This window comes from Streptomyces filipinensis (assembly GCF_014649495.1).
Lineage (GTDB): Bacteria > Actinomycetota > Actinomycetes > Streptomycetales > Streptomycetaceae > Streptomyces > Streptomyces filipinensis.
This window is the reverse complement of sequence record NZ_BMTD01000014.1, coordinates 96,859-121,474: the sequence shown is the minus strand read 5'-3', so window position 1 is coordinate 121,474 and position 24,616 is coordinate 96,859. Positions and strand designations below refer to the sequence as shown.

Here is a 24,616-nt window from a genome sequence, read left to right as displayed (position 1 = left end):
CTCAGGCCTCGGTCGACTCGGACTCGGCAGCGGCCTCGTCCTTCTTCTCAGCCTTCTTCTTCTGGGTGATCGCCTCACCCTTGCCCTCGTCGTCACCGCCGAGAGCCTCGAACGACGGACGGGCCGGCTTCGGCTCGGCGACGAGCAGCGGCGCGGGAGCCGGCTCGCCCTTGAACTTCTGCCAGTCGCCGGTCTTCTTCAGGATGGCGAGAACGGGCTCGGTCGGCTGCGCGCCGACACCCAGCCAGTACGCCACGCGGTCGGCGTCCACCTCGATGACCGACGGGTTGTAGGTCGGGTGGTACTTGCCGATCTCCTCGATGGCCCGGCCGTCACGGCGGGTACGGGAGTCGGCGACGACGATGCGGTAGTGAGGCGAACGGATCTTGCCCAGACGCTTCAGCTTGATCTTGACTGCCACGGGAGTGGGTTCTCCTGGATTTGACGTGGTTGGGCACGGCGAGACTGCCGCGTGGGGTTGCGGTACCCGAGTGCCCGATGGACGCGTCAGCCGGAGGAGAGAGGGGTCCTGTGCGGCTGTCGAGTACAGCTAGCCATTGTGCCACACCCGGCGGGGCGCTTCCGGCCGAGGGGGGTGAGCCGCGTTCGGGCATGGCTGGGAGGCACCCGGCGTGGAGGTGAGGTCACGTCGGGTGCGCCGCCCGCTGCTGTGAAGTTGCCGCTCGGCCCGCCACCGGCACCCACGAGATGCCGGTACTCCGTGGCCTGTCGCGATTACGCCGCTCCCGCCACCTCCGGGATCCGGAACGGCTTGCCGCAGCCGCCGCAGACGATCGGGGCCTGGGCCAGGACCGAGGGGACCACGCGGACGTTGCGGCCGCAGTCGCAGACCGCCTTGACCCGGACGCCACCGCCGGAGGAGCCGTGCCGGGCGGCCGGACCGCGGAAGCTGCGGGTGGTGTCCGACATGGTGGCCGCCGTGTGGGCCTTCAGCGCGCGCTGCAGCCGCTCGATGGTCGGGCGGTAGCGACGCTTGGCCTCGGGGTTGAGCGTGACCAGGGAGAAGCCGCTGCTCGGGTGCGGCTCCTCGGGGTGGTCGAGGCCCAGTTCCTCGGCGATCGCGAGGAAACGGCGGTTGTGGTAGCGGCCGGCGCGGGAGGTGTCGCGGATCCCGCGGGCGGCGGCGATGCCGTGGACTGCCTCATGGAGCAGTCGCTCGAAGGAGAGTTCGTGACCGCACGCGGACGACGACTCCCCGATCAGGGACTCTGGCGCGGCGAGGTCCGGCAGCTCGGGGTGGTACCGCTGAATGTCGGCCCACGCCTGTGCCAGCTCTGCGGCGAGAACAGGTGGTGTCTGTGTCGTGCTCACGTAATGACAACGAGCGGGAGCTCGAATGTGTTCCTATTCGGGGTCATCCCAAATAATTTGCACGTACCCGTCAGTTGCCGCTGATGCGTCCGGACGAGGGCGGGTGCGCTGATCTGTGGAGAAGCCTCACAGCTCATATCAAGCCGACGCGTAGTCCGCCGTACGCCCCGGCCTGTAGGGACCCATGCAGCCGCGGTCGGCGGTTGCGCAAGAGACGTTTCGGCCTCTCTCGTCGCGATGCCTCACCTCGGTCAGCGTCTGTGACGGCCGTGACGTTACCGCCTGCCCTCCGGCGCCCCGCACCGGCCGGTTCCCCGGAACCGGACACCGTATGGCCGTCCAGATGACCGGCATGTGAAATCTCGCCACACCCGCGTCCCGAGCCCAAGCGGAACCCCACGCCCCCTGGACGGAGCCGCGAGCCGGGAGTTACCTGGCTTACGTGGGAAGTGTGCGCGTACGGCGCGGGGACCACGCGATCAGGCACTACGGCGAACTGTCGGCGGATTGGGGCGCATACCTATGACACCTACGCTCGTGCGGCAGCACGTGTCCGGCGCGGATTCCGCACCCCGCGCGGACCTGAGCGCACGCGCGCGTGACTGGGCCGAGATCCAGGAGCGGATGCTGGTGCCGCTCTACGAAGCCGTCTACGAACGGCTCGAAGTGGGCCCCGGCACCCGGCTGCTGGGCCTGCGCTGCGGTGCGGGGCTCGCGCTGCTGCTGGCCGCGGGCAGAGGTGCCGTGGTCACCGGGGTCGACACCGCCTCCCCCGAACGGCTCGCCCTCGCCCGCGAACGTCTGCTGCCGGACACCCCGCGGGGCGGCAGCGGCGGCGCGGCCGCGCACGGCGGAAGAAGCCGTCCACACGCGCGTGCGCTCGCGCGACTCGTCGACGGCTCGCCCCGGGAGGCGGCCGGCGCGGAGACGGCCGGGTACGGCCTGGTGACCGTCTTCGAACCGATAGGCTGCCGCGCCGGTGACTCCGAGGGGGTTGTCGAGCTGCTCGCGGACGCGCTGCCGCTGGCCGAGCACGGGGCCGCGGTGGTGCTGGCCGGCTGGGGGCCGCCGGAGCGCTGTGCCACCTCCTCGGTGCTGCGGATCGCGACGAGACTGGCCGATCCGCTGCGCCGCGCACGCGGCTGGCGGCCCGCCCGGCGGGACGACCTGGAGGAGGTCGCCCAGCGGGCGGGGCTGAAGCCGGACGGCTCGGGGCGGGTGGCCTGCCCGTTCGGGTACGCCGATGCCGACAGCGCCGTACGCGGGCTGCTGTCGACGGGCCTGTTCGACGCGGCGATCACGGCGACCGACGCCAAGCAGGTCGACAAGGAACTGACGGAGGCCCTGCATCCGCACCGGCGCCCGGACGGGACCGTGTGGATGCCGAACGTGTTCCGCTACCTCGTGGCCCGCGTGCCCTGACCCCTACTGGTCCAGGTCCTTGGTCAGCCGCGTGATCCCGGCGATCCGGTACGCGTCCGCCTCCTCCAGCGTCTCGTTCGCCAGCAGCGCCTGCGCGAGGGCGTCCAACTGGCCGCGGTGGTCGCGGAGTTTGCGGCAGGCCTCCTCGTAGCACTCGTCCACGATCCGCCGCATCTCGGTGTCGATCACGTCGAGGGTCTGCGGGGCGGCGGCGAGGCCGTAGGCCTGCTGGGCGTCGTTGGGCAGCGCGGAGAGGCGGCCGACCTCCTCGCTCATGCCCCAGCGGGAGACCATCCCGCGCGCGATGTTGGTCACCTGCTCCAGGTCGCTCTCGGATCCGGTGGTGATCACGTCGTAGACGACGTGCTCGGCCGCCATGCCGCCGAGGGCGCCGATGATCCGGCCGCGCAGGTACTCCTCGGTGTACGCGTACTTGTCGGCGTCCGGTGTGGACAGGGTGACGCCGAGCGCGCGGCCGCGCGGCACGATGGTGATCTTGCGGACCGGGTCGGCGCCCGGCTGGAGCATGCCCAGCAGGGCGTGTCCGCTCTCGTGGTAGGCGGTGCGCCGGCGCTCCTCCTCGGGCATCACCAGGGGGCGTTCCGCGCCGAGCTGGACCTTCTCCAGCGCATCGGACATGTCCGACTGGGTCACGCGCTCCTGTTTCCGCTTGACCGCGAGCAGCGCGGCCTCGTTGGCGAGGTTCGCCAGGTCGGCGCCGGTCATGCCGGGGGTCGTACGGGCGACCTGGGCGAGGTCGACGTCCTCGGCGAGCGGGATCTCCCGCGTGTGGATCTCCAGGATGGCCTCGCGTCCGCCGCGGTCCGGGGGCGAGACCTGGACGATGCGGTCGAAGCGCCCGGGGCGGGTGAGGGCCGGGTCGAGGATGTCGGCGCGGTTGGTGGCGGCGATCACGATGACGCCCTCGGAGCCGGAGAAGCCGTCCATCTCGGTGAGGATCTGGTTCAGGGTCTGCTCGCGCTCGTCGTGCCCGCCCATCGAGGCGCCACCGCCGCGGGCCCGCCCGATGGTGTCGATCTCGTCGATGAAGATGATCGACGGGGCGACCTTGCGGGCCTCCGCGAACAGCTCCCGCACCCGGGAGGCGCCCACGCCCACGATCATCTCGATGAACTCGGACGCGGACGCGGAGAAGAACGGCACGCCCGCCTCACCGGCGACCGCCCGCGCGAGCAGCGTCTTGCCGGTGCCGGGCGGGCCCGCGAGCAGCACCCCGCGGGGCATCTTGGCGCCCATACGGCGGTAGGCGTCGGGGTTCTTCAGAAAGTCGACGACGTCGTTCAGCTCGCCCTCGACCTCGTCGATACCGGCCACGTCCTCGAAGGTGGTGCGCTTCTCCCCCGGCACCAGCTCGACCGGCTTCGGCGGCGCCTTGCGGCCCAGCATGCCGCCCGCGCCGCCGAGGCCGGCGCGCATCCGCCGGGCGACGAGGATCCACAGGCCGACGATGATCAGCATCGGCGCCAGCGAGATCAGCAGGTTGGCGAGGAAGCTGCGGTGCTGGACGACCGGTTCGGCGGTGACCGTGACGTTGTGCTTGGTCAGGTTCGCCCAGAGGTCGTCGTGCGCGAAGGAGGGGCGCTCGGTGTTGAACTTGGTGTAGTTCCCGCCACCCTCGGGGTTCTTCTGCCCCTTGCGCAGCTGGCCCTGGATCGAGTCGCCCTTGGCGTAGATCTTGGCGACGTTGCCGTCGTTGACCTGCTTGCTGAACTCGGTGTACGAGATCGTGGGCTCGTTGGCCTGGTCGAAGTAGGACAGCACCAGGTTGGCGATCAGGTACACGACCAACGCGGTGACGATCAGACGCCACCAGCCGCCACGCATCCGGCGCCCGCCGGGCGGCTGCTGCGGCGGTTCGTCGGGAGCGCCCTCGGTACGCCAGGGCTGGTCGGGTGACTTGCGTGGCGGCGCGGGGTTGGTCATATCGGGACCGTACGACAATGACCAACCCCTGGCATGCCCAGCGCCGAAGCCGGGACGAACCCGGACCCGGCGGGGCGCCCTCAGCCCATGAACTTCTTGAACTCGTCCGGCAGCTCGAAGTCCTGGCCGCCCTGCTGCGGCAGCCCGAAGGCGTTCCCGCCCTGGGCCGCGGCCTCGCGGCGCTGGGCGTCCTCCAGCTCCTGCTGCTTGCGCTTCATCGGGTTGCCGGAGCGCTGCTTGCCCTTGGCCTTCTTCTGCTGCTTCTTCTGCCGGCCGGGGCCGCCGCCCATGCCCGGGATCCCCGGCATGCCCGGCATACCGCCGCCCTGGGCCATGCGGGACATCATCTTGCGGGCCTCGAAGAACCGCTCGACCAGGTTCTTCACCGCGCTGACCTCGACACCGGAACCCTTGGCGACACGGGCGCGGCGGGAGCCGTTGATGATCGTCGGGTCCTGGCGCTCGGCCGGGGTCATCGACTTGATGATCGCGGCCATGCGGTCCACGTCCCGCTCGTCGATGTTCTGGATCTGATCCTTGATCTGGCCCATGCCCGGGAGCATGCCGAGCAGCTTGCTGATGCTGCCCATCTTCCGGACCTGTTCCATCTGGGCCAGGAAGTCGTCCAGGGTGAAGTCCTGGCCCTTCTTGGACGCCAGCTTCGAGGCCATCTTGGCGGCCTCTTCCTGGCTGAAGGTCTTCTCCGCCTGTTCGATCAGGGTGAGCAGGTCACCCATGTCGAGGATGCGGGAGGCCATCCGGTCCGGGTGGAAGGCGTCGAAGTCGTCCAGCTTCTCGCCGTTCGACGCGAACATGATCGGCTTGCCGGTGATCTGCCGGATCGACAGGGCGGCACCACCGCGGGCGTCACCGTCGAGCTTGGAGAGCACCACGCCGTCGAAGCCGACGCCGTCACGGAAGGCCTCGGCCGTGTTGACGGCGTCCTGACCGATCATCGCGTCGACGACGAACAGGATCTCGTCTGGGGAGACCGCGTCACGGATGTCCGCGGCCTGCTGCATCATCTCCTGGTCGATGCCCAGGCGGCCGGCGGTGTCCACGATCACGATGTCGTGGACCTTGGACTTCGCGAAGTCGATGGAGTCCTTGGCGACCTTGACCGGGTCGCCGACGCCGTTGCCCGGCTCGGGGGCGTACACCGCGACACCGGCGCGCTCGGCGACGACGCTCAGCTGGTTCACGGCGTTGGGGCGCTGGAGGTCACAGGCGACGAGCAGCGGGGAGTGGCCCTGCTCCTTCAGCCAGTGGGCGAGCTTGCCCGCGAGGGTGGTCTTACCTGCACCCTGCAGACCCGCCAGCATGATCACGGTGGGCGGCTGCTTGGCGAAGCGCAGGCGGCGGGTCTCGCCGCCGAGGATGGTGACCAGCTCGTCGTTGACGATCTTCAGGACCTGCTGGGCCGGGTTCAGCGCGCGCGAGACCTCGGCGCCGAGGGCGCGCTCCTTGACGTTCTTGATGAACGCGCGGACGACGGGAAGGGCGACGTCGGCCTCAAGGAGGGCGATGCGGATCTCGCGTGCGGTGGCGTCGATGTCCGCCTCGCTCAAACGCCCCTTGCCGCGCAGATTCTTGAAGGTCGCTGAGAGGCGATCGGAGAGAGTATCGAACACGGCGGCGTCGGTCCTCGGAGTCGGGGGCAGTCTGAGCGTCTTCCAGGGTATCTGGCCCCGCAAGCTCTTCGTCCTCGCACGCCCGCTCCAGGGGGCGCGCGAGGACGACGGGGCCGCGAGGTCAGGCCCGCAGCGTCTCCTCCAGGGCCCGTGCCAGCGACCCCGCGTCCTCCCCCGGCAGCGGCTCCCCGGTGCCGGTCGTGACGTAGAAGGCGTCCACCGCGTTGGAGCCCAGCGTGCTCACGTGCATGCTCCGCACCCGCACCGCCGCCTTCTCCAGGGCCATGCCGATGCGGTGCAGCAGGCCGGGGGCGTCCTGGGCGCGGACCTCGATCACCGTGGCGTGGTGGGAGGCCGCCGGGGCCACCGTCACCCGGGGCGGTGGGGCGACCCAGCCGCGCCGGCGGGGGTAGGCCGCGTCCCGTTCGGCGAGGCGGCCGGCGATGTCCAGGGTCCCGTCGAGGGCGCGGACCAGGTCGGCGCGCAGCCGGGCGGCCTGGGGCAAGGAGCCGTACTCGGCGGCGACCCGCCAGTTGAGCAGCAGCACCGGGCCGTCGTCGACGTCCTCGGGCAGGCGCAGGGCGCGCAGCTCGGCCGTGCGGACGGTGAGGCGGTGCACGGCGAGGACACCGGCGACCGCGGGCAGCACGGCGGGCTGGTCGGGTACGGCGATGACCAGCTCGACGCCGAGGGGTTCCTGGGCGGGCTCCCCGTCGGGGGCCGGGTCCGCCGGTGCTTCCGGCTGGGCGCGCAGCGCGAGGACCGGGCTTTGCGTGCGGTACGCCTCGATCGCCAGCCGCTCCTGCTCGGCGGTGGGCGCTGCGGGCTCGGGTTCACCGAGGGCGTCGCCGGCGAGGACGGCGCGGGCCCGGCGGACCAGGTCGGCGACGAGGGATCCGCGCCAGGAGGACCAGGCCGCCGGTCCGGTGGCGAGGGCGTCGGCCTCCGTCAGCGCGTGCAGCAGTTCCAGGGTGCTCTGGGTGCCGACCGCCTCGGCGACCGAGCGGACCGTGGCCGGGTCGTCCAGGTCGCGGCGGGTGGCCGTCTCGATCAGCAGCAGGTGGTGGCGGACGAGCGTCGAGAGCACGGCCACGTCCGCGCGGTCGAAGCCGATCCGCGCGGCCAGGTCCTTGGCGATGATCTCACCGGCCACCGAGTGGTCGCCGGGCCAGCCCTTGCCGATGTCGTGCAGCAGGGCGGCGACCAGGAGCAGGTCGGGGCGGCTGACGCGGCGGGCCAGCTCGGAGGCCCGGACGGCCGTCTCGATCAGGTGCCGGTCGACGGTCCAGATGTGGACGGCGTTGCGCTGCGGGCGGCAGCGGACCCGCTCCCAGTCCGGCATGAGGCGGCTGATCAGGCCTTCCGCCTCCAGTGCCTCCCAGACCTCCACCGTGGGGCGGCCGGAGCCGAGCAGCGTCACCAGCTGCTCGCGGGCCTCGGCGGGCCAGGGCGTGGGCAGGGGGCGCGCGGTGGCGGCCATGCGCCGTACGGCGTGCAGGGAGAGCGGGAGGCCGGCCTGCGCGGCGGCGGCCGCGGCGCGCAACGGGAGCACGGGGTCGCGCTCGGGGCGGGCGGCGCGGGCGAGCACCACCTCGCCGTCCTGCTCCACCACGCCCTCGGCCAGCGGGGAACGCTCGGCGACCGGCTTGCCGCCCCCGAGCATGGCGCGCAGGCGCGGGCGGACAGCGCGCGAGCGCAGCACGCGCCCCACCTCGCGCCAGGTGATGTCACTGGCGTACGAGATGACCCCCGCGGCCTCGTAGACCTGCCGCAGCAGCGTGTCCGCGTCCAGCAGACCCAGCCCGGCCGCCACCTGGTCCTGCTCCTGGAGCGCGAGCCGGTCGGTCGCGCGTCCGGTCGCCAGATGCAGCGCGTCACGTACGTCGAGCAGGCGCCGTCGGGCGTCCGCGAGGCCCTCGCGCGGCGCGTCGGCGAGCCAGGAGGCGGCGACGGCGCGCAGGGCGGTGGCGTCCCTCAGGCCGCCACGGGCCTCCTTCAGGTCGGGCTCCAGCAGGTACCGCAGCTCACCCTGGCGTTCGCCGCGCTCGGCGCAGAGTTCCTGGAGTTCGGGGAGGCGTTTGGGCGCCTGGTTGCGCCAGTCGGCGAGGACGGCCGTCCGCAGCCCCGCGGTGAGGCCGAGGTCGCCGGCGAGATGGCGGGCGTCCAGGAGACCGAGGTGGGCTTTCAGATCGTCACCGGCGGTCTTGCGGGCCTCGGCCGGGGTGCGCACGGAGTGGTCGAGGGCGAGGCCGAGGTCCCAGACCGGGTACCAGAGGCGGTCGGCCAGGGCGGCGACCGCGCTCGGGTCGGAGCCGTCGTGCAGCAGCAGGAGGTCGAGGTCGCTGCGCGGGGACAGCTCGCCGCGGCCGTAGCCGCCGACGGCGACGAGCGAGACCCCCTGCGCGCCCGGCGCCGCCGCGGTGAACAGTCCGGCGAGCCAGTCGTCGGTCAGTTCGGCGAGGGCCGCACGGCGCGGCGGCCCGGACCGCGCCCCCTCGGTGAGGAGGCGCAGCCGGGCCGCCGCGTAACCGCTGGGTCCCGAGTCCTCTGCTTCCGTACGCACGTCCGTTCCCGACACCCAGCGACTCCCGTTCTCACCCGTTGTGGTCAGAGCGCGTCCGGACCGCGCTCGCCGGTGCGGACCCGTACGGCCGTCTCGACCGGCACGGACCAGACCTTGCCGTCACCGATCTTGCCGGTGCGGGCCGCCTTGACGATGACCTCGACCAGCTGCTCGGCGTCGTCGTCCTCGGCCAGCACCTCGATGCGGATCTTGGGGACGAGGTCGACGGTGTACTCGGCACCGCGGTAGACCTCGGTGTGGCCCCGCTGCCGACCGTAACCGCTGGCCTCGGTGACCGTCAGTCCGTGGACGCCGAAGGCCTGCAGGGCCTCCTTGATCTCGTCGAGCCGGTGGGGCTTGACGACGGCGGTGATGAGCTTCATGCGTCCACCTTCTTGCTCTGCGGGGTGGCCAGGGCCGGGGCGTGGGCGGCGGAGCCGAGGACACCGCCGCCGGTGCCGCTGAAGTCGTAGGCGCTCTCGGCGTGCTCGGCCTGGTCGATGCCGGAGATCTCCTCGTCCTCGCTGACCCGCATCCCGATCGTCTTGTCCAGCAGGAAGGCGAGGACCGCGGAGACGACCAGGGAGTAGGCGAGGACCGCGCCGACACCGGCGCACTGCTTCCACAGCTGGGTCCACGTGTGGTCGCCGTAGAAGACGCCCGTGGCGGTGGACTGGCCCTTGCCGGTGGCGAAGAAGCCGATGAGCAGGGAGCCGATGATGCCGCCGACCATGTGCACGCCGACGACGTCCAGGGAGTCGTCGTAGCCGAACCGGAACTTCAGGCCCACGGCCGCGGCGCAGGCGACACCTGCGATGGCGCCGACGGCGATCGCGCCGAGCGGGGAGACCGCGCCACCCGACGGGGTGATCGCGACCAGGCCGGCGACCGCGCCGGAGGCGGCGCCCAGCGTGGTGAACGCGCCGTGCCGGATCTTCTCGTAGGCGAGCCAGGCCAGCATGGCGGCACCGGTGGCGACCTGCGTGTTGACGAACATCAGCGCGCCGACGCCGTCGTCGTTGCCGAGCCAGGAGCCCGCGTTGAAGCCGAACCAGCCGAACCACAGCAGGCCCGCGCCGAGCATGACCAGCGGGAGGCTGTGCGGGCGCATCGGGTCCTTCTTGAAGCCGACGCGCTTGCCGATGACGAGGATGACACCGAGCGCCGCCGCACCCGCGTTGATGTGGACCGCCGTACCACCCGCGAAGTCGATCACACCGAGCTTGAAGGCCCAGCCGTCGGCGCCCCAGACCCAGTGGGCGACCGGGACGTAGACGATCGTGACCCACAGGGCGATGAAGAGCGCCCAGGCCGAGAACTTCACACGGTCCGCGAGGGCGCCGCTGATCAGGGCCGGGGTGATGATCGCGAACATCATCTGGAAGACCATGAAGACGAAGACCGGGATGGTGTACCCGGGCCAGAGGTCCGTCAGGCCGATGTGGCTGAGCCCGAACCAGTCGGAGTTCCAGCCGATGAGGCTGTTGTGCTCACCGAAGGCGAGGGAGAAGCCGTAGAGCACCCAGAGGATGGTGACGATGCCCATGCTGATGAAGCTCATCATCAGCATGTTGAGGGTGCTCTTGACGCGGACCATGCCTCCGTAGAAGAAGGCCAGGCCCGGGGTCATGATCAGCACCAGAGCGGAACAGATGAGCATGAAGCCTGTGTTCGCGGCAGACAGCTTGGGTGCCTCCGCGGCAAGCGTGATGGCTGGGGCCATCGGCGTCTCCTCGTCGGTTGGTACGGCCCCGTGCGGGCGGTGCCTGAGCGGTCCGGCGGGTGGTGGGGCGGGCCGGTTACGGGCCATGAGACTGACGCAGCGCGGTTTCGGTGGAAGCCCCTCGTTGTTTCGCCGGGGTGACAAGGGCGGCCTGCTTGTTACGCCTGAATGAACCGCCGGATTCCAGGTTCGCCGATCGTTATCGTGGCGCAACCTCCTCCGGAGCGTGCCCCCGGAGACAAGGCCGGCCGCGGCGGGCCTCTCCGATGACCTGGCGCGGGGGAGCCGAGTCGGGCAGTTCGGGAGGACCGGCCGCGGCCGGGGCACGGTGCCGGAGGTGTCAGACCGCTTCGGCGGTCTCCGGCAGGTCTACGGCGAGCTGGTCGGTGAGGTCGACCACGGCGGCGAGCTCGCCGAAGTCCCGCACGGCCGTGTCGACCGTCTTTCGGATACGGGTGTTCACCCGCTCGGAGCGGACCTTCCTGGCGATCGCCATGGCCTGCGAGGCATAGGCCGTGCTCTGTTCGGGCTCGCGCCGGAGCAGGTGCACGGTGGCCATGCCGATCAGGTTGAGCGCGTACGACCGCTGGTGCTCGCTGTCCTTGGCGAACAGCTCCACGGCCCGCTGCATGAGCGGCTCGGCGAGGGAGGCGTAGGCGGGACTGCGTCCGGCGACGTAGGCGAGGTCGCGGAAGGAGTGGGAGTTCTCGCCGTGGAGCTCGGCCTCGGAGAAGAAGCGGATCCAGTCGGGGTCCGGCTCGTCCCACTCGTCGGCCTCGGCGAAGGTGTGCTCGGCCATGCGCACCGCCCGCTTGGTCTTGCCGGGCTGGCCCATGTTGGCGTAGGCGCGGGCCTCCATCGCATACAGCATGGACTGGGTGCGCGGGCTGGCGCAGTCGCGGCTGCCGTACTGGGCGAGGTGGATCAGTTCCAGGGCGTCGTCGGGCCGGCCGAGATGGATCATCTGGCGGCTCATGCTGGAGAGGATGTACGAGCCGAGCGGCTTGTCGCCGGCCTCCTTGGCCGCGTGCAGGGCGAGGACGAAGTACTTCTGCGCGGTGGGCTGCAAACCGACGTCGTAGCTCATCCAGCCCGCCAGTTCGGCGAGCTCGGCGGCGACCTTGAAGAGCTTGCGGGTGGTGGCCTCGGGCTGGGGTTCCTGGAGCAGGTCGGTGACCTCGTGCAGCTGGCCGACGACCGCCTTGCGGCGCAGACCGCCGCCGCACTGGGCGTCCCACTGCCGGAACATCCGCGTGGTGGATTCCAGCAGGTCCAGTTCGGGCTTGGACAGCCGGCCGGGCCTGCGGGAGTCGAGGACCGGCTCGGGCTCGGGCGGGACCGGGGAGGCGGGGCTGGGCACGAGCCAGCGCTGCATGGGCTCGATGAGGGAGGGACCGGCGGACAGCGCCAGGGAGGTGCCGAGGAAGCCGCGCCGGGCCAGCATCAGGTCGCTGCGCGAGAACTCGCTGAGCAGGGCGACGGTCTGCGGGGCGGTCCAGGGCAGGTCGACCCCGGACGCGGAGGGTGACTGGCGGGCGGCGCGCAGGCCGATGTCCTCGATGGAGACGACACAGCCGAAGCGCTCCGAGAACAGCTCCGAGAGGATCCGCGGGATCGGCTCGCGCGGGTTCTCGCCGTCCAGCCAGCGGCGCACGCGCGAGGTGTCCGTGGAGATGTGGTTGGCGCCGAGCTGACGGGCCCGGCGGTTCACCTGGCGGGCCAGCTCGCCCTTGGACCAGCCGCTGCGCACGAACCACGATCCGAGCAGCTCGTTGGGGCGCTTGTCAGCGTTCGTGCCGCTACCGCCGTTGCCGCTCACTGGAACGCCCCCACTCCCTGAGACCACTTGTCGTCGTTGCGACCCTCGGTCGCCCCTGTAGGGAGACCTCCGCGCGCCAAGCCCTATCAGAATGCCGGTAAATACGGCTTCCCGTCCGGAGGTTCTCACCCTTCGAACGAGCTGACGACTCGCCTCCGGCATACCCATCTGTGCATATGCCTCCCGGACTCGCACACTCACAGTAATCCTACGATCACCCGCTCAGCCACACGGATCCCGGAAACGCCACCATTCGCCACCCCTTCGAATGAACTCACGACCGCTCGCACGCGATTCACTTGACATAGGACGGCCGGAAGTGGGCGGAGTGAAGCACGCGGGGGCGCGAAGCCCTCCGGGCACCACCCCGTTTCGCCTCAAGGCGCCGCTTTCACCCGGCGCCGGGACGGGAAGGCGGAGCCGTAGCGTTACGTTCCGCTTCCGTCCCGTTCCGTGTCGTAACCACCGGCGCGCCGGACCCGTTGGAGGGGGCATGGGCTTCACGATCGGCGGCATTCGCGAGATCCGCTCCGGCACGCGCCGGCGCGGCCGTTCGTCGGATTGCACCACGGTCGCCGAGTTCACCGGGCTGTGGGGCTGGGACGTGGTGCCGGGCGCGCGGGCCGCGGCGGGCGTCTGCTCCTGCGGGCGCGCCGACTGCGCGGCGCCGGGCGCGCATCCGCTGGACTTCGCACCGCAGGTGCCGGCCGGATCCACGCTGGACGAGGTGAGCAAGGCCTGGTCGGAGTTCCCGGGCGCCGCGGTGATGCTGCCGGTGGGCCAGGCGTTCGACGCCATCGAGGTCTCCGAGGCCGCCGGCCGCCGCGCCCTGGTCCGCCTGGAGCGCATGGGGCTCCCCCTCGGACCGGTGACCGCGACCCCGGACGGCCGTGCCCACTTCTTCGTCGCGCCCGGCGCCGCCGCCGAGCTCCCCCGGCTGCTCTACCGCATGGGCTGGGACGATCCCTCGGCCCTGGACCTGCGCGGCCTCGGGCCCGGTGCGTCCATCACGGCGCCGCCCTCCGACCGGGGCGGGCTGGGCCCGGTGCGCTGGCTGCGCCCGCCCGCGCTGGACTCGGCGACCCGGCCGCCGGCGGCCCGGCTGCTGCTGGGGACGCTGGCGTACGTGGCGCACCGGTCGCGGGCGCGGGCGTAACCGCGCCGGCAAGGCGAAGCGCCCGTCCCCCCTGCTTGGGACGGGCGCTTCTCGTCGGCCACCGGATGCGGTGACCCCTCAGTCACCGATCAGCGCGTCCACGAACGCCTCCGGCTCGAACGGCGCGAGATCGTCCGCGCCCTCGCCGAGTCCGACCAGCTTGACCGGCACGCCCAGCTCGCGCTGGACCGCGACGACGATGCCGCCCTTGGCCGTACCGTCCAGCTTGGTCAGCACGATGCCGGTGATGTCCACGACCTCGGCGAACACGCGGGCCTGCACCAGGCCGTTCTGCCCGGTGGTGGCGTCCAGCACGAGCAGCACCTCGTCCAGCGGCGCGTGCTTCTCCACGACCCGCTTGACCTTGCCGAGCTCGTCCATGAGGCCGGTCTTGGTGTGCAGGCGGCCGGCGGTGTCGATGAGGACGACGTCGACCCCCATCTCCTTGCCCTCCTTGACCGCGTCGAAGGCCACGGAGGCGGGGTCGCCGGCCTCGGGCCCGCGCACGGTGTAGGCGCCGACCCGCTCGCCCCAGGTCTGCAGCTGGTCGGCGGCGGCGGCACGGAAGGTGTCGGCGGCGCCGAGGACGACGGTGCGGCCGTCGGCCACGAGCACCCGGGCGAGCTTGCCGGTGGTGGTGGTCTTGCCGGTGCCGTTGACGCCGACGACCATCACGATGCCGGGCTTGCGGTCCTCGGGCTCGGTCTTGACCGTGCGGTCGACGTCGGTGCCGACCAGCTTGAGCAGCTCCTCGCGGAGCAGACCGCGCAGTTCCTCGGGGGTGCGGGTGCCGAGGACCTTCACGCGCTCGCGCAGCCCCTCGACCAGCTCCTGGGTGGGCTGCACGCCCACGTCGGCGGTGAGCAGCGTGTCCTCGATCTCCTCCCAGGTCTCGTCGTCCAGATGCTCACGCGAGAGCAGCGTGAGCAGGCCCTTGCCGAGGGCGTTCTGGGAGCGGGACAGGCGGGCGCGCAGCCGGACCAGCCGGCCCGCGGTGGGCTCCGGGATCTCGAGTTCGGGAACCTCGACGGCGGGGCCACTCGGAGGCTCCTCTACGACGACCGCGGGGCCGCCCGGGAGATCCACCTCCTCGATCGTCCGGCGCGGTTCGTCGCGCGGCGTCTCGGCCTCGTCGCCGACGTGCGGCTCGGCCGGGGGCGCGGTGATGTCGGGCGTCCTGGGGGGCGGCGGAGGCAGCGGCTTGCGGCGCCGGCTGCCCACGATCAGCCCGCCGAGCGCGCCGAGCACGACCACGGCGATGACTACAGCAAGGATGACGGTTTCCATAACTCGTCCAGTATCGGCCATGGGTGACCGCGAGAGGCTGTTTGTGGCTTCCTCTGAGAGACAAACGCCACTTAAAGCGAGGAGTCGGAGCAAAGTACGATGGTGGCGGCTCGGTTGACGCGCGTAGAGTCCGAGCGTTCCCTGTCCCCCCACGTCTGGCCCCTTTTCCATGAGTAAAACCGTCGAGACCGAGGGCGCTCTCGAGACCCGTGGCATCGAGCAGGTCCCGGATCACGAGCGCACCGCGAAGACCCGTGAGCTGTTCCCCACCTGGGTCGGCGCCAACATCAGCGTGCTGCTGCTGACCATGGGCGCGAGCCTCGTCGTGGCGTACCACCTGGACATCTGGCAGGCGCTCGTCGTCGCGGTGGCCGCACCGGTCGTGTCGTACGGCCTGGTCGGACTGATCGGCATCGCCGGCAAGCGGGGCGGCGCGCCCGGCATGGCGCTGTCGCGCGCGGTGTTCGGCCAGCGCGGCAACCTGCTGCCCGGTTCGCTGATCTGGGTCGCCCGCTGGGGCTGGGAGACGATCAACGCGGTGACCGGCGCCTACGCCATGCTCACCATCCTGGACATCGTGTTCGGCCTGAAGGCGAACAGTGTGCTGGACATGGTGATGCTGCTGGTGTTCGTCGTTTCCACCTTCGCGATCTCCGGGCTCGGCATCAACGCCGTGCAGAAGTGCAACAAGTACGCGACCTATTTCTTCGGCGTCTTCTCGGTGCTGGTCCTGGTCTACCTGGTGGCGAACACCGACTGGTCGAAGGTGCTGCACCACGGTGGCGGCTCGACGGCCGCGGTGATCACCGGGGTCGGCATGATCGCGGCGGGCGGTGTCAGCTGGATCCCGTCCGCGCCGGACTTCACCCGCTACCTGCCGCGCACGGCGTCCTCGAAGGCGATCGTGGGCACGGCGGTCGGCGGCGCCGGCGTCGTCGTCCTGCCCATGGTCCTCATGGGCGCGGTGATGGCGGTGTCCACGCCGGACCTGGCCTCGGCCACCGACCCGGTGTCCTTCCTCGGCGAGATCCTGCCGACGTGGATCGCGGTGCCCTACCTGTGCATCGCGCTGATCGGCATGCTGCTGATCAACTCGATGTCGATGTACTCGGCGGGCTTCACCGCGCAGACCCTGGGCTTCAAGGTGCCGCGGCACTGGGCGGTCTCGGTGAACGCGGTGATCTCGCTGATCTTCGGCGGTGTGCTGATGCTGGTGGCGACGAGCTTCATGGGCTCGTTCATCGCCTTCCTCTCGCTGCTCGCGGTCGCCTTCTCCGCGTGGGTCGGCGTGTTCGGCGCGGACATGCTGCGCCGCACCGAGTACGACGGCCGGGCCATGTCGGACACGACCCGCACCAGCGCCTACTGGTACACGGGCGGCTTCGCCCTCTCGGCCGTCGCCGCCTGGGCGATCGGCCTGGTCTCCGGCCTGATGTTCACGACCTCGGACTGGTTCACCGGCCCGCTCGCGAAGAACAACGTGATCGGCGAGTACGGCCTCGGCTGGGTGGCCACGATCGTGATCTCGGGCCTGCTGTACACCGTCCTGCCGAAGCCGGCGGTGCTCACCCCGGCGCGGGCCGCGGAGCCCGCCGAGGAGACGGCCCCCGCTGCCGTCTGAGCGAGCGGCGTCAGCCGGACAGGCCGTTCTTGTGCAGGGCCGCGCCCGCCCGGAAGCGGAGGCGGGCGCAGCGGTCCGCCGCCTCCTCCTCGGCGTCGTCCGGGCAGCAGCAGTGGCGGGCCAGCCAGCGCAGGTCGTCCGGGTCGAGCCACAGCGCGACCCGCCCCCGGCCGGCCTCCGCCCGCGGGTCCGTGGGTACGGCTTCGGTCATGCCGCGAGCCTACCTCCCGCCCCTCCATGGCTATCTGACGTCACGTCAGCTACCGTCCCCCTCCACCGCATCGCACCGGAGGGGGACTTCCCATGCCCGTCACGGTCGTCCGTTTCAATCTCGTCGCCCCGGGCGCCGCCCCCGCGGCCCTCTCGGCCCGCTACCGGGCCGCCCTGGAGATGGCCGGGTACGCGGACGAGCACGGGATCAGCACCGTGCAGACCGAGGAGCACCACGGTGCCGCGAACAACTGGCTGCCGTCGCCGTTCACCTTCGCCGGCGCGGTGTTCGGGGCGACCCGCCGGATCGCGGTGACCGTGTCGGCGGTGATCGGGCCGCTGCACGACCCGCTGCGGCTGGCCGAGGAGATCGCCGTACTGGACCTGCTGAGCGGCGGACGGCTGGTGACGGTGGCCGGGATCGGGTACCGGCCCGAGGAGTACGCGCTGTTCGACGTCGACTGGAAGCGCCGGGGCAGGCTGCAGGACGAGCTCCTGGAGACGCTGCTGAAGGCGTGGACCGGCGAGGAGTTCGCGTACCGGGGCCGTACGGTACGGCTCACCCCGCGCCCGTGCACCGATCCGCACCCCCTCCTCCTGGTCGGCGGCTCCTCGAAGGCCGCCGCCCGCCGGGCCGCCCGGCTCGGCCTGCCGTTCTTCCCCAGCGCGCATCTGCCGGAGCTGGAGGCGTACTACAAGGAGAAGCTCACCGAGTACGGCACCGAGGGCTGGGTCATGATGCCCGCCGCCGAGACCCCCCTGCTGCACGTCGCCGAGGACCCGGACCGGGCGTGGGCGCACTACGGTGAGCACTTCCTGCACGAGGCCCGGACGTACGCCTCCTGGCAGTCGGGGCAGATCCGCTCGGCGGTGCGGTCGGCGGCCACGACGGTGCAGGAGCTGCGGGCGGAGGGTGTGTACCGCATCCTCACGCCGGAGCAGTGCGTGGCCCAGGGCCTGGCCAGTCTCGTCCTGCATCCGCTGGCGGGCGGGATGCCGGTGGAGGAGGGGTGGCGGAGCCTCAGGCTGTTCGCGGAGCGGGTGGTGCCGCGGCTCGGCTGACGCCGGACGCGGTCAGGACAGCGCCCCGGCGATCCGCCCGGCGACCTGCTCCGCTCGCCGAGCGCCGTCCCCGCCGGACCGCCCCACGTAGACGGCGATGCTGACGGTCCCCCCGTCGGCCTGTCGTGCGCACGTGGTGAACCAGGATCCGGCGACGTCGCCGCCCCGGACCGCCGTGGCCGTCAGGACGGACCGCAGTGCCTGCGCCGTGTGGCGGGAGACGGCCTGCCCGGACCGGTCGCCCGACGCCCCGGGCCGCTCCGTGCCTCCGTCCGCCTTCTCCACCCGGTCCACCAGCCGCGGGGTCACGAGCCGGCCGCCGTCGGCGAGGGACGCCGTGATCCGCGCCATCTCCACGGGGGTGGCGGCGACGCCCCCGCCCCCGTCGCCCGTCCGGGCCAGCTGCGCCCCCGACAGCGCCTGCGTGGGATAGGTGCTCTCGGCGGCCCGCAGAGGGGTCAGCAGCTTCTCGTCGTTGAAGCCGAGCTTCTCGGCCGTCGAGCGGAGCGCGGACCGGCCCACGTCGAGCGACATCCTGGCGAAGACGTTGGCGCAGGAGTACCGCAGAGCCGTCCGGATGGTCGCGTTCTCACACCGCGGGTCGTCACCGGTCACGGTGTCCGCCGTGCCGGGTACGGCGAACGTCAGGGGACTCTTCGTGGCGTCGTCCACGCCTGGGTACAGCCCCCGTTCCAGAGCGGCGGCGGCGACCACGACGTGGAACGCCGCCCCGGGGGCGGCGGTCAGGCGCAGGGCGCGGTTGAGCAGGGGGGCGGGCTTCTGTCTGATCAGGGTCTTCCAGGCCGTCTCGTCCCGGAGGGTGTTGCCGCTGAACGTCCCGGGGTCGTAGGACGGCGTGCTCACCAGGGCGAGCAGCTTCCCGGTCCGGGTGTCCAGGGCGACGGCCGCCCCCTCGCGGTCGCCGAGTGCGTCGAACGCCGCCTTCTGCACGCCGGGGCGGATGGTCGTCACGACGTCGCCCGACGGGCCGCCGGACTTCAGCCCGGCGGACAGGACGTCGTCGTAGACGGCCTCCAGTCCGCTCCGGTAGAAGGCCATGGACCGGTACCCCGTGACCGGGGCGTAGAGCGCGCCGTCCGTGTAGGTGCGCCGGTAGGGGACCTTGGCGATGCCCGAGGGCTCCGATCCGGTCACCGGTCTGCCGCCGACGACGATGTTCCCCAGGCCGCGGCTCGACGACAGCCGCGAAGCCGCTCCGGCACCGGACTTCCCGGCCGGGCCGCCCCGCTGTTCGTGGCCGCCGCAGGCCGTCGCGGACACCGCGAGCGCGACGCCGAGTCCCGCGGCCAGGACCGGCTTTCCGATCTTCGTATGCATGGCGGACACCCTAGGAGAGGTGGCCACCGGGCCGGGCGGAAAACCGCCGCCCCCGGACCGGGCAGTGGCCGGTGCGGGGGCGGGGGGGTACGAGGAGAGGGGCAGCGGGGTCTTGGGCCCCTTCTCCTCGGTCTCGGGGAGCTGGCCGTGCGGGTCAGCCCATCTCCTCCAGCGCCTTGCCCTTCGTCTCCTTGACGAACTTCAGGACGAACGGGATGGAGAGCGCGGCGAAGACCGTGTAGATCACGTAGGTGCCGGAGAGGTTCCAGTCGGCCAGTGACGGGAAGCTCGCGGTGATGGCCCAGTTGGCGATCCACTGCGCGGAGGCGGCCACACCGAGGGCGGCGGCGCGGATCTTGTTCGGGAACATCTCGCCGAGGAAGACCCAGACCACCACGCCCCAGGACAGGGCGAAGAAGAGGACGAAGATGTGCGCGGCGATCAGGGCGGTCCAGCCCTGGGTGCTCGGGAGCTTGCCGTCGACCAGGTGGTGGCTGAACGCCCAGGCCTCCAGCGCGAGACCGACGACCATGCCGACCGAGCCGATGAGGGCGAGCGGCTTGCGGCCGATGCGGTCCACGAAGATCATCGCGATCACGGTGCCGATGATGTTGATGATCGACGTCGTGAAGGAGTAGAAGAACGAGTCCGTCGGGTCGACACCGACCGACTGCCACAGCGTCGAGGAGTAGTAGAACGCGACGTTGATGCCGACGAACTGCTGGAAGACCGACAGGCCGATACCGATCCAGACGATCGGCTTGAAGAAGAAGCCACCGCCGAGCAGGTCCTTGAAGGTGGACTTGTGCTCGCTCGTCATGGCGTGCTCGATCTCGGCGACGCGCGCGTCCAGGTCGACGCCCTTGCCCTCGACCTCGGCGAGGATCTCCTTGGCGCGCTCACGCTTGCCGACGGAGAGCAGGAAGCGCGGGGACTCGGGGATCGCGAAGGAGAGCAGGCCGTACAGGACGGCCGGGATGACCATGACGCCGAGCATGACCTGCCAGGCCTCCAGGCCCATCAGGTGGCCGCGCTGGTCGCCGCCGGCGGCGTTCAGCAGACCCCAGTTGACCAGCTGGGAGATGGCGATGCCGACGACGATCGCGGCCTGCTGGAAGGAGCCGAGACGGCCGCGGTAGGCGGGCGGGGCGACCTCGGCGATGTAGGCCGGGCCGATGACGGAGGCCATGCCGATGGCGAAGCCGCCGACGACGCGCCAGAAGGCGAGGTCCCACAGCGCGAAGGGCAGCGCGGAGCCGACGGCGCTGATCGTGAACAGGACCGCGGCGATCTGCATACAGCGGATACGGCCGATCCGGTCGGCTATGCGGCCGGCCGTGGCGGCGCCGACGGCACAGCCGATCAGGGCGATCGCGATGACCTGGGCGAGGGCCGCGGAGCCGATGTCGTACTTGCCGCGGATGGCCTCGACCGCGCCGTTGATCACGGAACTGTCGTAGCCGAAGAGGAAACCGCCCATCGCGGCGGCTGCCGCGATGAAGATGACGTGCCCGAGATGTTCGGGATGAGCCGTACCGGCTCCTGACTGAGGTGCCTGCGCTGTGCTGGTCACGTAAATCTCCTCGGGCCACGGCAGCGCTGCCGCGGGTGGGGGTGATCCCATCCAGGTATCCAGTGGCGCATAGGGACACGCCGCTCACACCTGAAGGTAAAAGCAACGTTGCAGAGACTATGCGTTCAAGTTTCGAAGTCAATAGTTCAGCTGCTGTGAGTTTTGAGATACGCCAAGCCCCCGAGTGTTCAAGAAGTGAACATCGAGTCAGTTGATCTTGTTCAGGGATGCCGAATACGTCAGCGAAGCCGCTGGGAGATGACCTTGGACACGCCGTCGCCCTGCATGGAGACGCCGTAGAGCGCGTCGGCGACCTCCATCGTGCGCTTCTGGTGCGTGATCACGATCAGCTGCGAGGCCTCCTGCAGCTCCTGCATGATCCGGATCAGCCGCTGCAGGTTGGTGTCGTCCAGCGCCGCCTCGACCTCGTCCATGACGTAGAACGGGCTCGGCCGGGCCTTGAAGATCGACACCAGCAGCGCGACGGCCGTCAGCGAACGCTCACCGCCGGAGAGCAGGGAGAGCCGCTTGACCTTCTTGCCCGGCGGGCGCGCCTCGACGTCCACACCCGTGGTGAGCATGTTGTCGGGGTCGGTGAGGACGAGCCGTCCCTCGCCACCGGGGAACAGCCGGCTGAAGACGCCCTCGAACTCCCGGGCCGTGTCCCGGTAGGCCTCGGTGAAGACCTGCTCGACGCGCTCGTCGACCTCCTTCACCACCTGCAGCAGGTCGGCCCGCGTCTTCTTCAGGTCCTCCAGCTGCTCGCTGAGGAACTTGTGCCGCTCCTCCAGCGCCGCGAACTCCTCCAGCGCCAGCGGATTTACCTTGCCCAGCTGCTGGTACGCCCGCTCGGCGGCCTTGAGCCGCTTCTCCTGCTCGGCCCGCACGAACGGGCACGGCTGGTTGCGCGGGTGATCCGGGTCGTCGGGCAGCTGCTCGCCGTCGGCGGCGGGCGAGGGCGGCACGGGCTGGTGCGGCCCGTACTCCGCCACCAGTCCCGCCGGCTCGACACCCAGTTCCTCCAGCGCCTTGGTCTCCAGCTGCTCGATCCGCAGCCGTTTCTCGGCGCCGAGTACCTCGCCACGGTGCACCGAATCCGTCAACTTGTCGAGTTCGGCCTTGAGTTCGCGTCCGGCGGTGCGCGCGGCGGTCAGTTCCTGCTCGCGCAGGGCCTTGGCGGCCTCGGCGGCGGTGCGTTCCTGTTCGGCGCGGGCGAGGGACACCTCGATGTGCGCGAGCAGCTGCCGGGCACCGGCGGCGACGGCCCCGGCGACGGCGGCCTCGTGCCGCAGCCGGGCGCTGCGCTGCTCCGCACGCGCGCGTGCCTCGCGTTCCGCGCGGGCCGCCCGGTCCAGGGAGTCCGCCCGTCCGGCGAGCCCCTTGACCCGTTCCTCGTGGGTACGGACCTGGAGGCGGGCCTCCATCTCGGTCTGGCGGGCGTTGGCGCCGTCGGCGGCGAGCCGGTCCCGCACGGAGGTGTCCGGCTCCTCCTCGACCGGCATCTCCTCGGCGACCGCGAGCCGCTCGGCCAGCTCCTCCGCCTCCTGTACGGCCTTCTCCAGCGCCTCTTGCGCGCGCGCCGCCGCCGCGGCCGACCGCTCGGCCTCGCCGGCGGCGCCCCGCGCCTGTCCGGCGAGCCGCCCCAGCTGCTGGGCCACGGCCGACTTCTCCCGGTCGGCGGCGCGGCGGCGCTCCCCCAGTTCCTCGACGTGCGACGCGGCCAGGCCACGGCGCTCGGCCGCGGTGTGCTGTGCCTCGGCCAGGTCCGCGCAGCGCACCACCAGTCCGGCCAGCTCGGCCGCGGCCTCGTCGACGGAGGCCTGTACCTCCAGCAGGCTGGGGGCGCCGGCCGATCCGCCGTGCGCGAAGTGGGCGCCCAGGAGGTCGCCCTCCGCGGTGACGGCGGTCAGTTCCGGGTGCGCGTAGACGAGGTCCTCGGCGTCCTCCAGGGTGCCGACGACCACGATTCCCCGCAGGAGGCGGCGGACGGCGGGGAGGAGTTCGGCGGGGCCGCGGACCAGGTCCGCGGCGAAGTGCCCACCGGGGGGTGCCGTGGGAACCGGTTCGGCGGCCGTGGGCGCGTCCTGGCCTGCCGCGCCGGTCCCCGCGCCCCGGTGGGGCGCTGCCCCGGACGTCGCCTCCACGGGCCCCGCCAGCAACAGTGCCGCCCGGCCGCCGTCCTGCTTGCGCAGGAGTCTGATCGCCTCCGCCGCCGATGCCGGGGTCGTCACGGCGATCGCGTCCGCCGCCGCGCCGAAAGCCGCGGCCAGCGCGACCTCGTGGCCGGGCGCGACCGTCAGCAGCTCCGCTGCCGGGCCGAGGACCCCGGTGAGCCGGTCGCGGGCGGCGAGCAGTATTCCGGTGCCGTCCTTGCGGCGCAGGCCCAGGGCCAGGGCCTCGTGGCGGGCCTGGGTCGCGGCGCGGCCGCGCTCGGCCGCGGTGAGCGCCTCGCGGGCCGCGCTCAGGGCGGCCTCGGCCTCGGCGAGCTGCCGCTTGGCCGCCTCGTGCTGCTCGGCGAGGTCCGCGTCGTCCGCGTCGAGGCCGTCGACCTCGGCCTTGAGCGCCTCGTACTCCTCCTGGGCCCCGACGGCACGTTCCTGCGCCTCGTCGCGGGCCGTGGCCAGGCGGTCGATCTCGGCCTGGGCGGAGGCCGCGCGGGAGCGCGCCGCGTTGACCTGCCCGGACAGCCGGGCCAGGCCCTCGCGGCGGTCGGCGATGGCCCGGGCCACGTCCTTCAGCCGGCGTTCCTCGACCGCCAGCTCCCGTTCCAGTTCGGCCCGGTGGGCGACGGTGTCGTCGAGGGCGTGCTGGGCCGCCTCCAGGGCCGCCTCCAGCTCGGCCTCCTGCTCGCGGACGCGGGCGGCCTCGCGCTCCAGGTCCTCCGGGTCGCGGCCGCGCCGCTCCTCGGGGGGCGCCGAGGTGGCGCTCGTCACCCGGGCGTCGGCCAGCGAGACGGTGCCGCGCACACGTTCGGCCAGCTGGGACAGTTCGTACCAGGTCTGCTGGGCGCGCTGGAGCCGCGGCGTGAGCTGCCGTACCTCGTCCTCCAGCAGGCCCTCGCGGTGCAGGGCCCTCTTCAGCTCCTGCTCGGCCGTCTCCTTGCGCTCCTTCAGGGCCGCCTCGTCGGCGACCTCGGCCGTGAGGGCTTCGCGCAGCCGTACCAGGTCGTCGGCGAGCAGGCGCAGGCGTGCGTCCCGCAGGTCGGCCTGGATGACGGCGGCCCGGCGGGCCACCGCCGCCTGCCGGCCCAGGGGTTTGAGCTGGCGGCGCAGTTCGTCCGTCAGATCCTGCACGCGCGCGAGGTTGGCCTGCATCGCGTCCAGCTTGCGCAGCGCCTTCTCCTTGCGCTTGCGGTGCTTGAGGACGCCCGCGGCCTCTTCGATGAAGGCGCGGCGGCCCGTCGGGTCCGCGTGCAGGACGGAGTCGAGCTGGCCCTGGCCGACGATGACGTGCATCTCGCGGCCGATGCCGGAGTCGGAGAGGAGTTCCTGGATGTCGAGGAGGCGGCAGGTGTCGCCGTTGATCTGGTACTCGCTGCCGCCGTTGCGGAACATGATCCGCGTGATGGTGACCTCGGCGTACTCGATGGGCAGCGCGCCGTCGGAGTTGTCGATGGTCAGGGACACCTCGGCCCGGCCCAGCGGCGGACGGCCGGTGGTGCCGGCGAAGATGACGTCCTCCATCTTGCCGCCGCGCAGCGACTTGGCGCCCTGCTCGCCCATGACCCAGCTGAGCGCGTCCACGACGTTGGACTTGCCCGAGCCGTTCGGTCCGACGACACACGTGATGCCTGGTTCGAACCGGAGCGTGGTCGCCGAGGCGAACGACTTGAAGCCGCGGAGGGTCAGGGCCTTGAGGTGCACGCCGCCGGACTCTACCGGGCGCCGCTATCTCACTCCATGAACCCTCGCAACCGCGCGGTTTCGCCATTGAAC

The 24,616-nt window shown here is 71.7% G+C and carries 17 protein-coding genes; 4 read left to right on the top strand and 13 right to left on the bottom strand.

All coding sequences use genetic code 11. The features are described 5' to 3' along the window. Position 1 precedes the first annotated feature (1 nt). On the bottom strand, positions 2 to 421 hold the full coding sequence (gene rpsP / locus IE244_RS28185) for a 30S ribosomal protein S16 (RefSeq protein ID WP_023546467.1): 420 nt from the start codon (positions 419 to 421) through the stop codon (positions 2 to 4). 314 nt (positions 422 to 735) lie between these two features. Next, positions 736 to 1,332, bottom strand: a complete 597-nt coding sequence (locus IE244_RS28180) for a hypothetical protein (protein WP_191876384.1) — start codon at positions 1,330 to 1,332, stop codon at positions 736 to 738. A 522-nt stretch (positions 1,333 to 1,854) separates the two neighbouring features. Here IE244_RS28180 and IE244_RS28175 point away from each other — a divergent pair. Continuing rightward, positions 1,855 to 2,754, top strand: a complete 900-nt coding sequence (locus tag IE244_RS28175) for an SAM-dependent methyltransferase (RefSeq protein WP_191876383.1) — start codon at positions 1,855 to 1,857, stop codon at positions 2,752 to 2,754. A 3-nt stretch (positions 2,755 to 2,757) separates the two neighbouring features. On the opposite strand, the gene ftsH is transcribed toward IE244_RS28175, so the two are convergent. The 6 genes from ftsH to nsdA form a co-directional block, all read right to left on the bottom strand. Further along, the gene (gene ftsH, locus IE244_RS28170; protein ID WP_191876382.1) at positions 2,758 to 4,698 is read right to left on the bottom strand and encodes an ATP-dependent zinc metalloprotease FtsH; all 1,941 of its coding nucleotides are present in this window, start codon (positions 4,696 to 4,698) and stop codon (positions 2,758 to 2,760) included. A gap of 80 nt (positions 4,699 to 4,778) precedes the next feature. Continuing rightward, positions 4,779 to 6,329, bottom strand: a complete 1,551-nt coding sequence (ffh, locus tag IE244_RS28165) for a signal recognition particle protein (RefSeq protein WP_191876381.1) — start codon at positions 6,327 to 6,329, stop codon at positions 4,779 to 4,781. 121 nt (positions 6,330 to 6,450) lie between these two features. Next, entirely contained in the window at positions 6,451 to 8,907 is a 2,457-nt protein-coding gene (locus IE244_RS28160; RefSeq protein ID WP_191876380.1) for a [protein-PII] uridylyltransferase, read from the bottom strand. Between the two features lie 29 nt (positions 8,908 to 8,936). Beyond that, a complete protein-coding gene (locus tag IE244_RS28155) occupies positions 8,937 to 9,275 on the bottom strand; it encodes a P-II family nitrogen regulator (protein WP_031167312.1) in 339 nt (112 codons plus the stop codon). Then, positions 9,272 to 10,615 carry an ammonium transporter gene (locus tag IE244_RS28150; protein WP_191876379.1) on the bottom strand — a complete coding sequence of 448 codons (1,344 nt, stop codon included), beginning with the start codon at positions 10,613 to 10,615 and terminating at the stop codon, positions 9,272 to 9,274. Before IE244_RS28150 ends, IE244_RS28155 begins: the two co-directional genes overlap by 4 nt. A 340-nt stretch (positions 10,616 to 10,955) precedes the next feature. Beyond that, entirely contained in the window at positions 10,956 to 12,434 is a 1,479-nt protein-coding gene (nsdA, locus tag IE244_RS28145; protein WP_191876378.1) for a transcriptional repressor NsdA, read from the bottom strand. A gap of 493 nt (positions 12,435 to 12,927) precedes the next feature. Between nsdA and IE244_RS28140 the strand changes: the two genes are divergently transcribed. Then, a complete protein-coding gene (locus IE244_RS28140; protein WP_191876377.1) occupies positions 12,928 to 13,590 on the top strand; it encodes a bifunctional DNA primase/polymerase in 663 nt (220 codons plus the stop codon). A 78-nt stretch (positions 13,591 to 13,668) separates the two neighbouring features. Here IE244_RS28140 and ftsY read toward each other — a convergent pair whose 3' ends face one another. After that, positions 13,669 to 14,877 (bottom strand): signal recognition particle-docking protein FtsY, encoded by a 1,209-nt coding sequence (gene ftsY, locus IE244_RS28135; RefSeq protein WP_031167305.1) that lies wholly within the window; start codon positions 14,875 to 14,877, stop codon positions 13,669 to 13,671. Positions 14,878 to 15,046: 169 nt separating this feature from the next. Between ftsY and IE244_RS28130 the strand changes: the two genes are divergently transcribed. After that, the gene (locus IE244_RS28130) at positions 15,047 to 16,498 is read left to right on the top strand and encodes a cytosine permease (protein WP_191876376.1); all 1,452 of its coding nucleotides are present in this window, start codon (positions 15,047 to 15,049) and stop codon (positions 16,496 to 16,498) included. Between the two features lie 10 nt (positions 16,499 to 16,508). Here IE244_RS28130 and IE244_RS28125 read toward each other — a convergent pair whose 3' ends face one another. Next, positions 16,509 to 16,709: a hypothetical protein gene (locus tag IE244_RS28125; RefSeq protein WP_191876375.1), complete on the bottom strand. Its 201-nt coding sequence runs from the start codon at positions 16,707 to 16,709 to the stop codon at positions 16,509 to 16,511. A 92-nt stretch (positions 16,710 to 16,801) separates the two neighbouring features. On the opposite strand from IE244_RS28125, the gene IE244_RS28120 reads away from it, so the two are divergent. Further along, complete coding sequence (locus IE244_RS28120) at positions 16,802 to 17,770, top strand: LLM class flavin-dependent oxidoreductase (RefSeq protein WP_191876374.1); 969 nt, start codon at positions 16,802 to 16,804, stop codon at positions 17,768 to 17,770. Positions 17,771 to 17,782: 12 nt separating this feature from the next. On the opposite strand, the gene IE244_RS28115 is transcribed toward IE244_RS28120, so the two are convergent. From IE244_RS28115 to smc, 3 genes are all read right to left on the bottom strand, one after another. Continuing rightward, positions 17,783 to 19,108, bottom strand: a complete 1,326-nt coding sequence (locus IE244_RS28115; protein ID WP_191876373.1) for a penicillin-binding transpeptidase domain-containing protein — start codon at positions 19,106 to 19,108, stop codon at positions 17,783 to 17,785. A 154-nt stretch (positions 19,109 to 19,262) separates the two neighbouring features. Continuing rightward, positions 19,263 to 20,681, bottom strand: coding sequence for a sugar porter family MFS transporter (locus IE244_RS28110; RefSeq protein WP_191876372.1), 1,419 nt, complete (start codon positions 20,679 to 20,681; stop codon positions 19,263 to 19,265). Between the two features lie 239 nt (positions 20,682 to 20,920). After that, entirely contained in the window at positions 20,921 to 24,544 is a 3,624-nt protein-coding gene (gene smc, locus IE244_RS28105) for a chromosome segregation protein SMC (protein WP_191876371.1), read from the bottom strand. Positions 24,545 to 24,616: the final 72 nt, after the last annotated feature.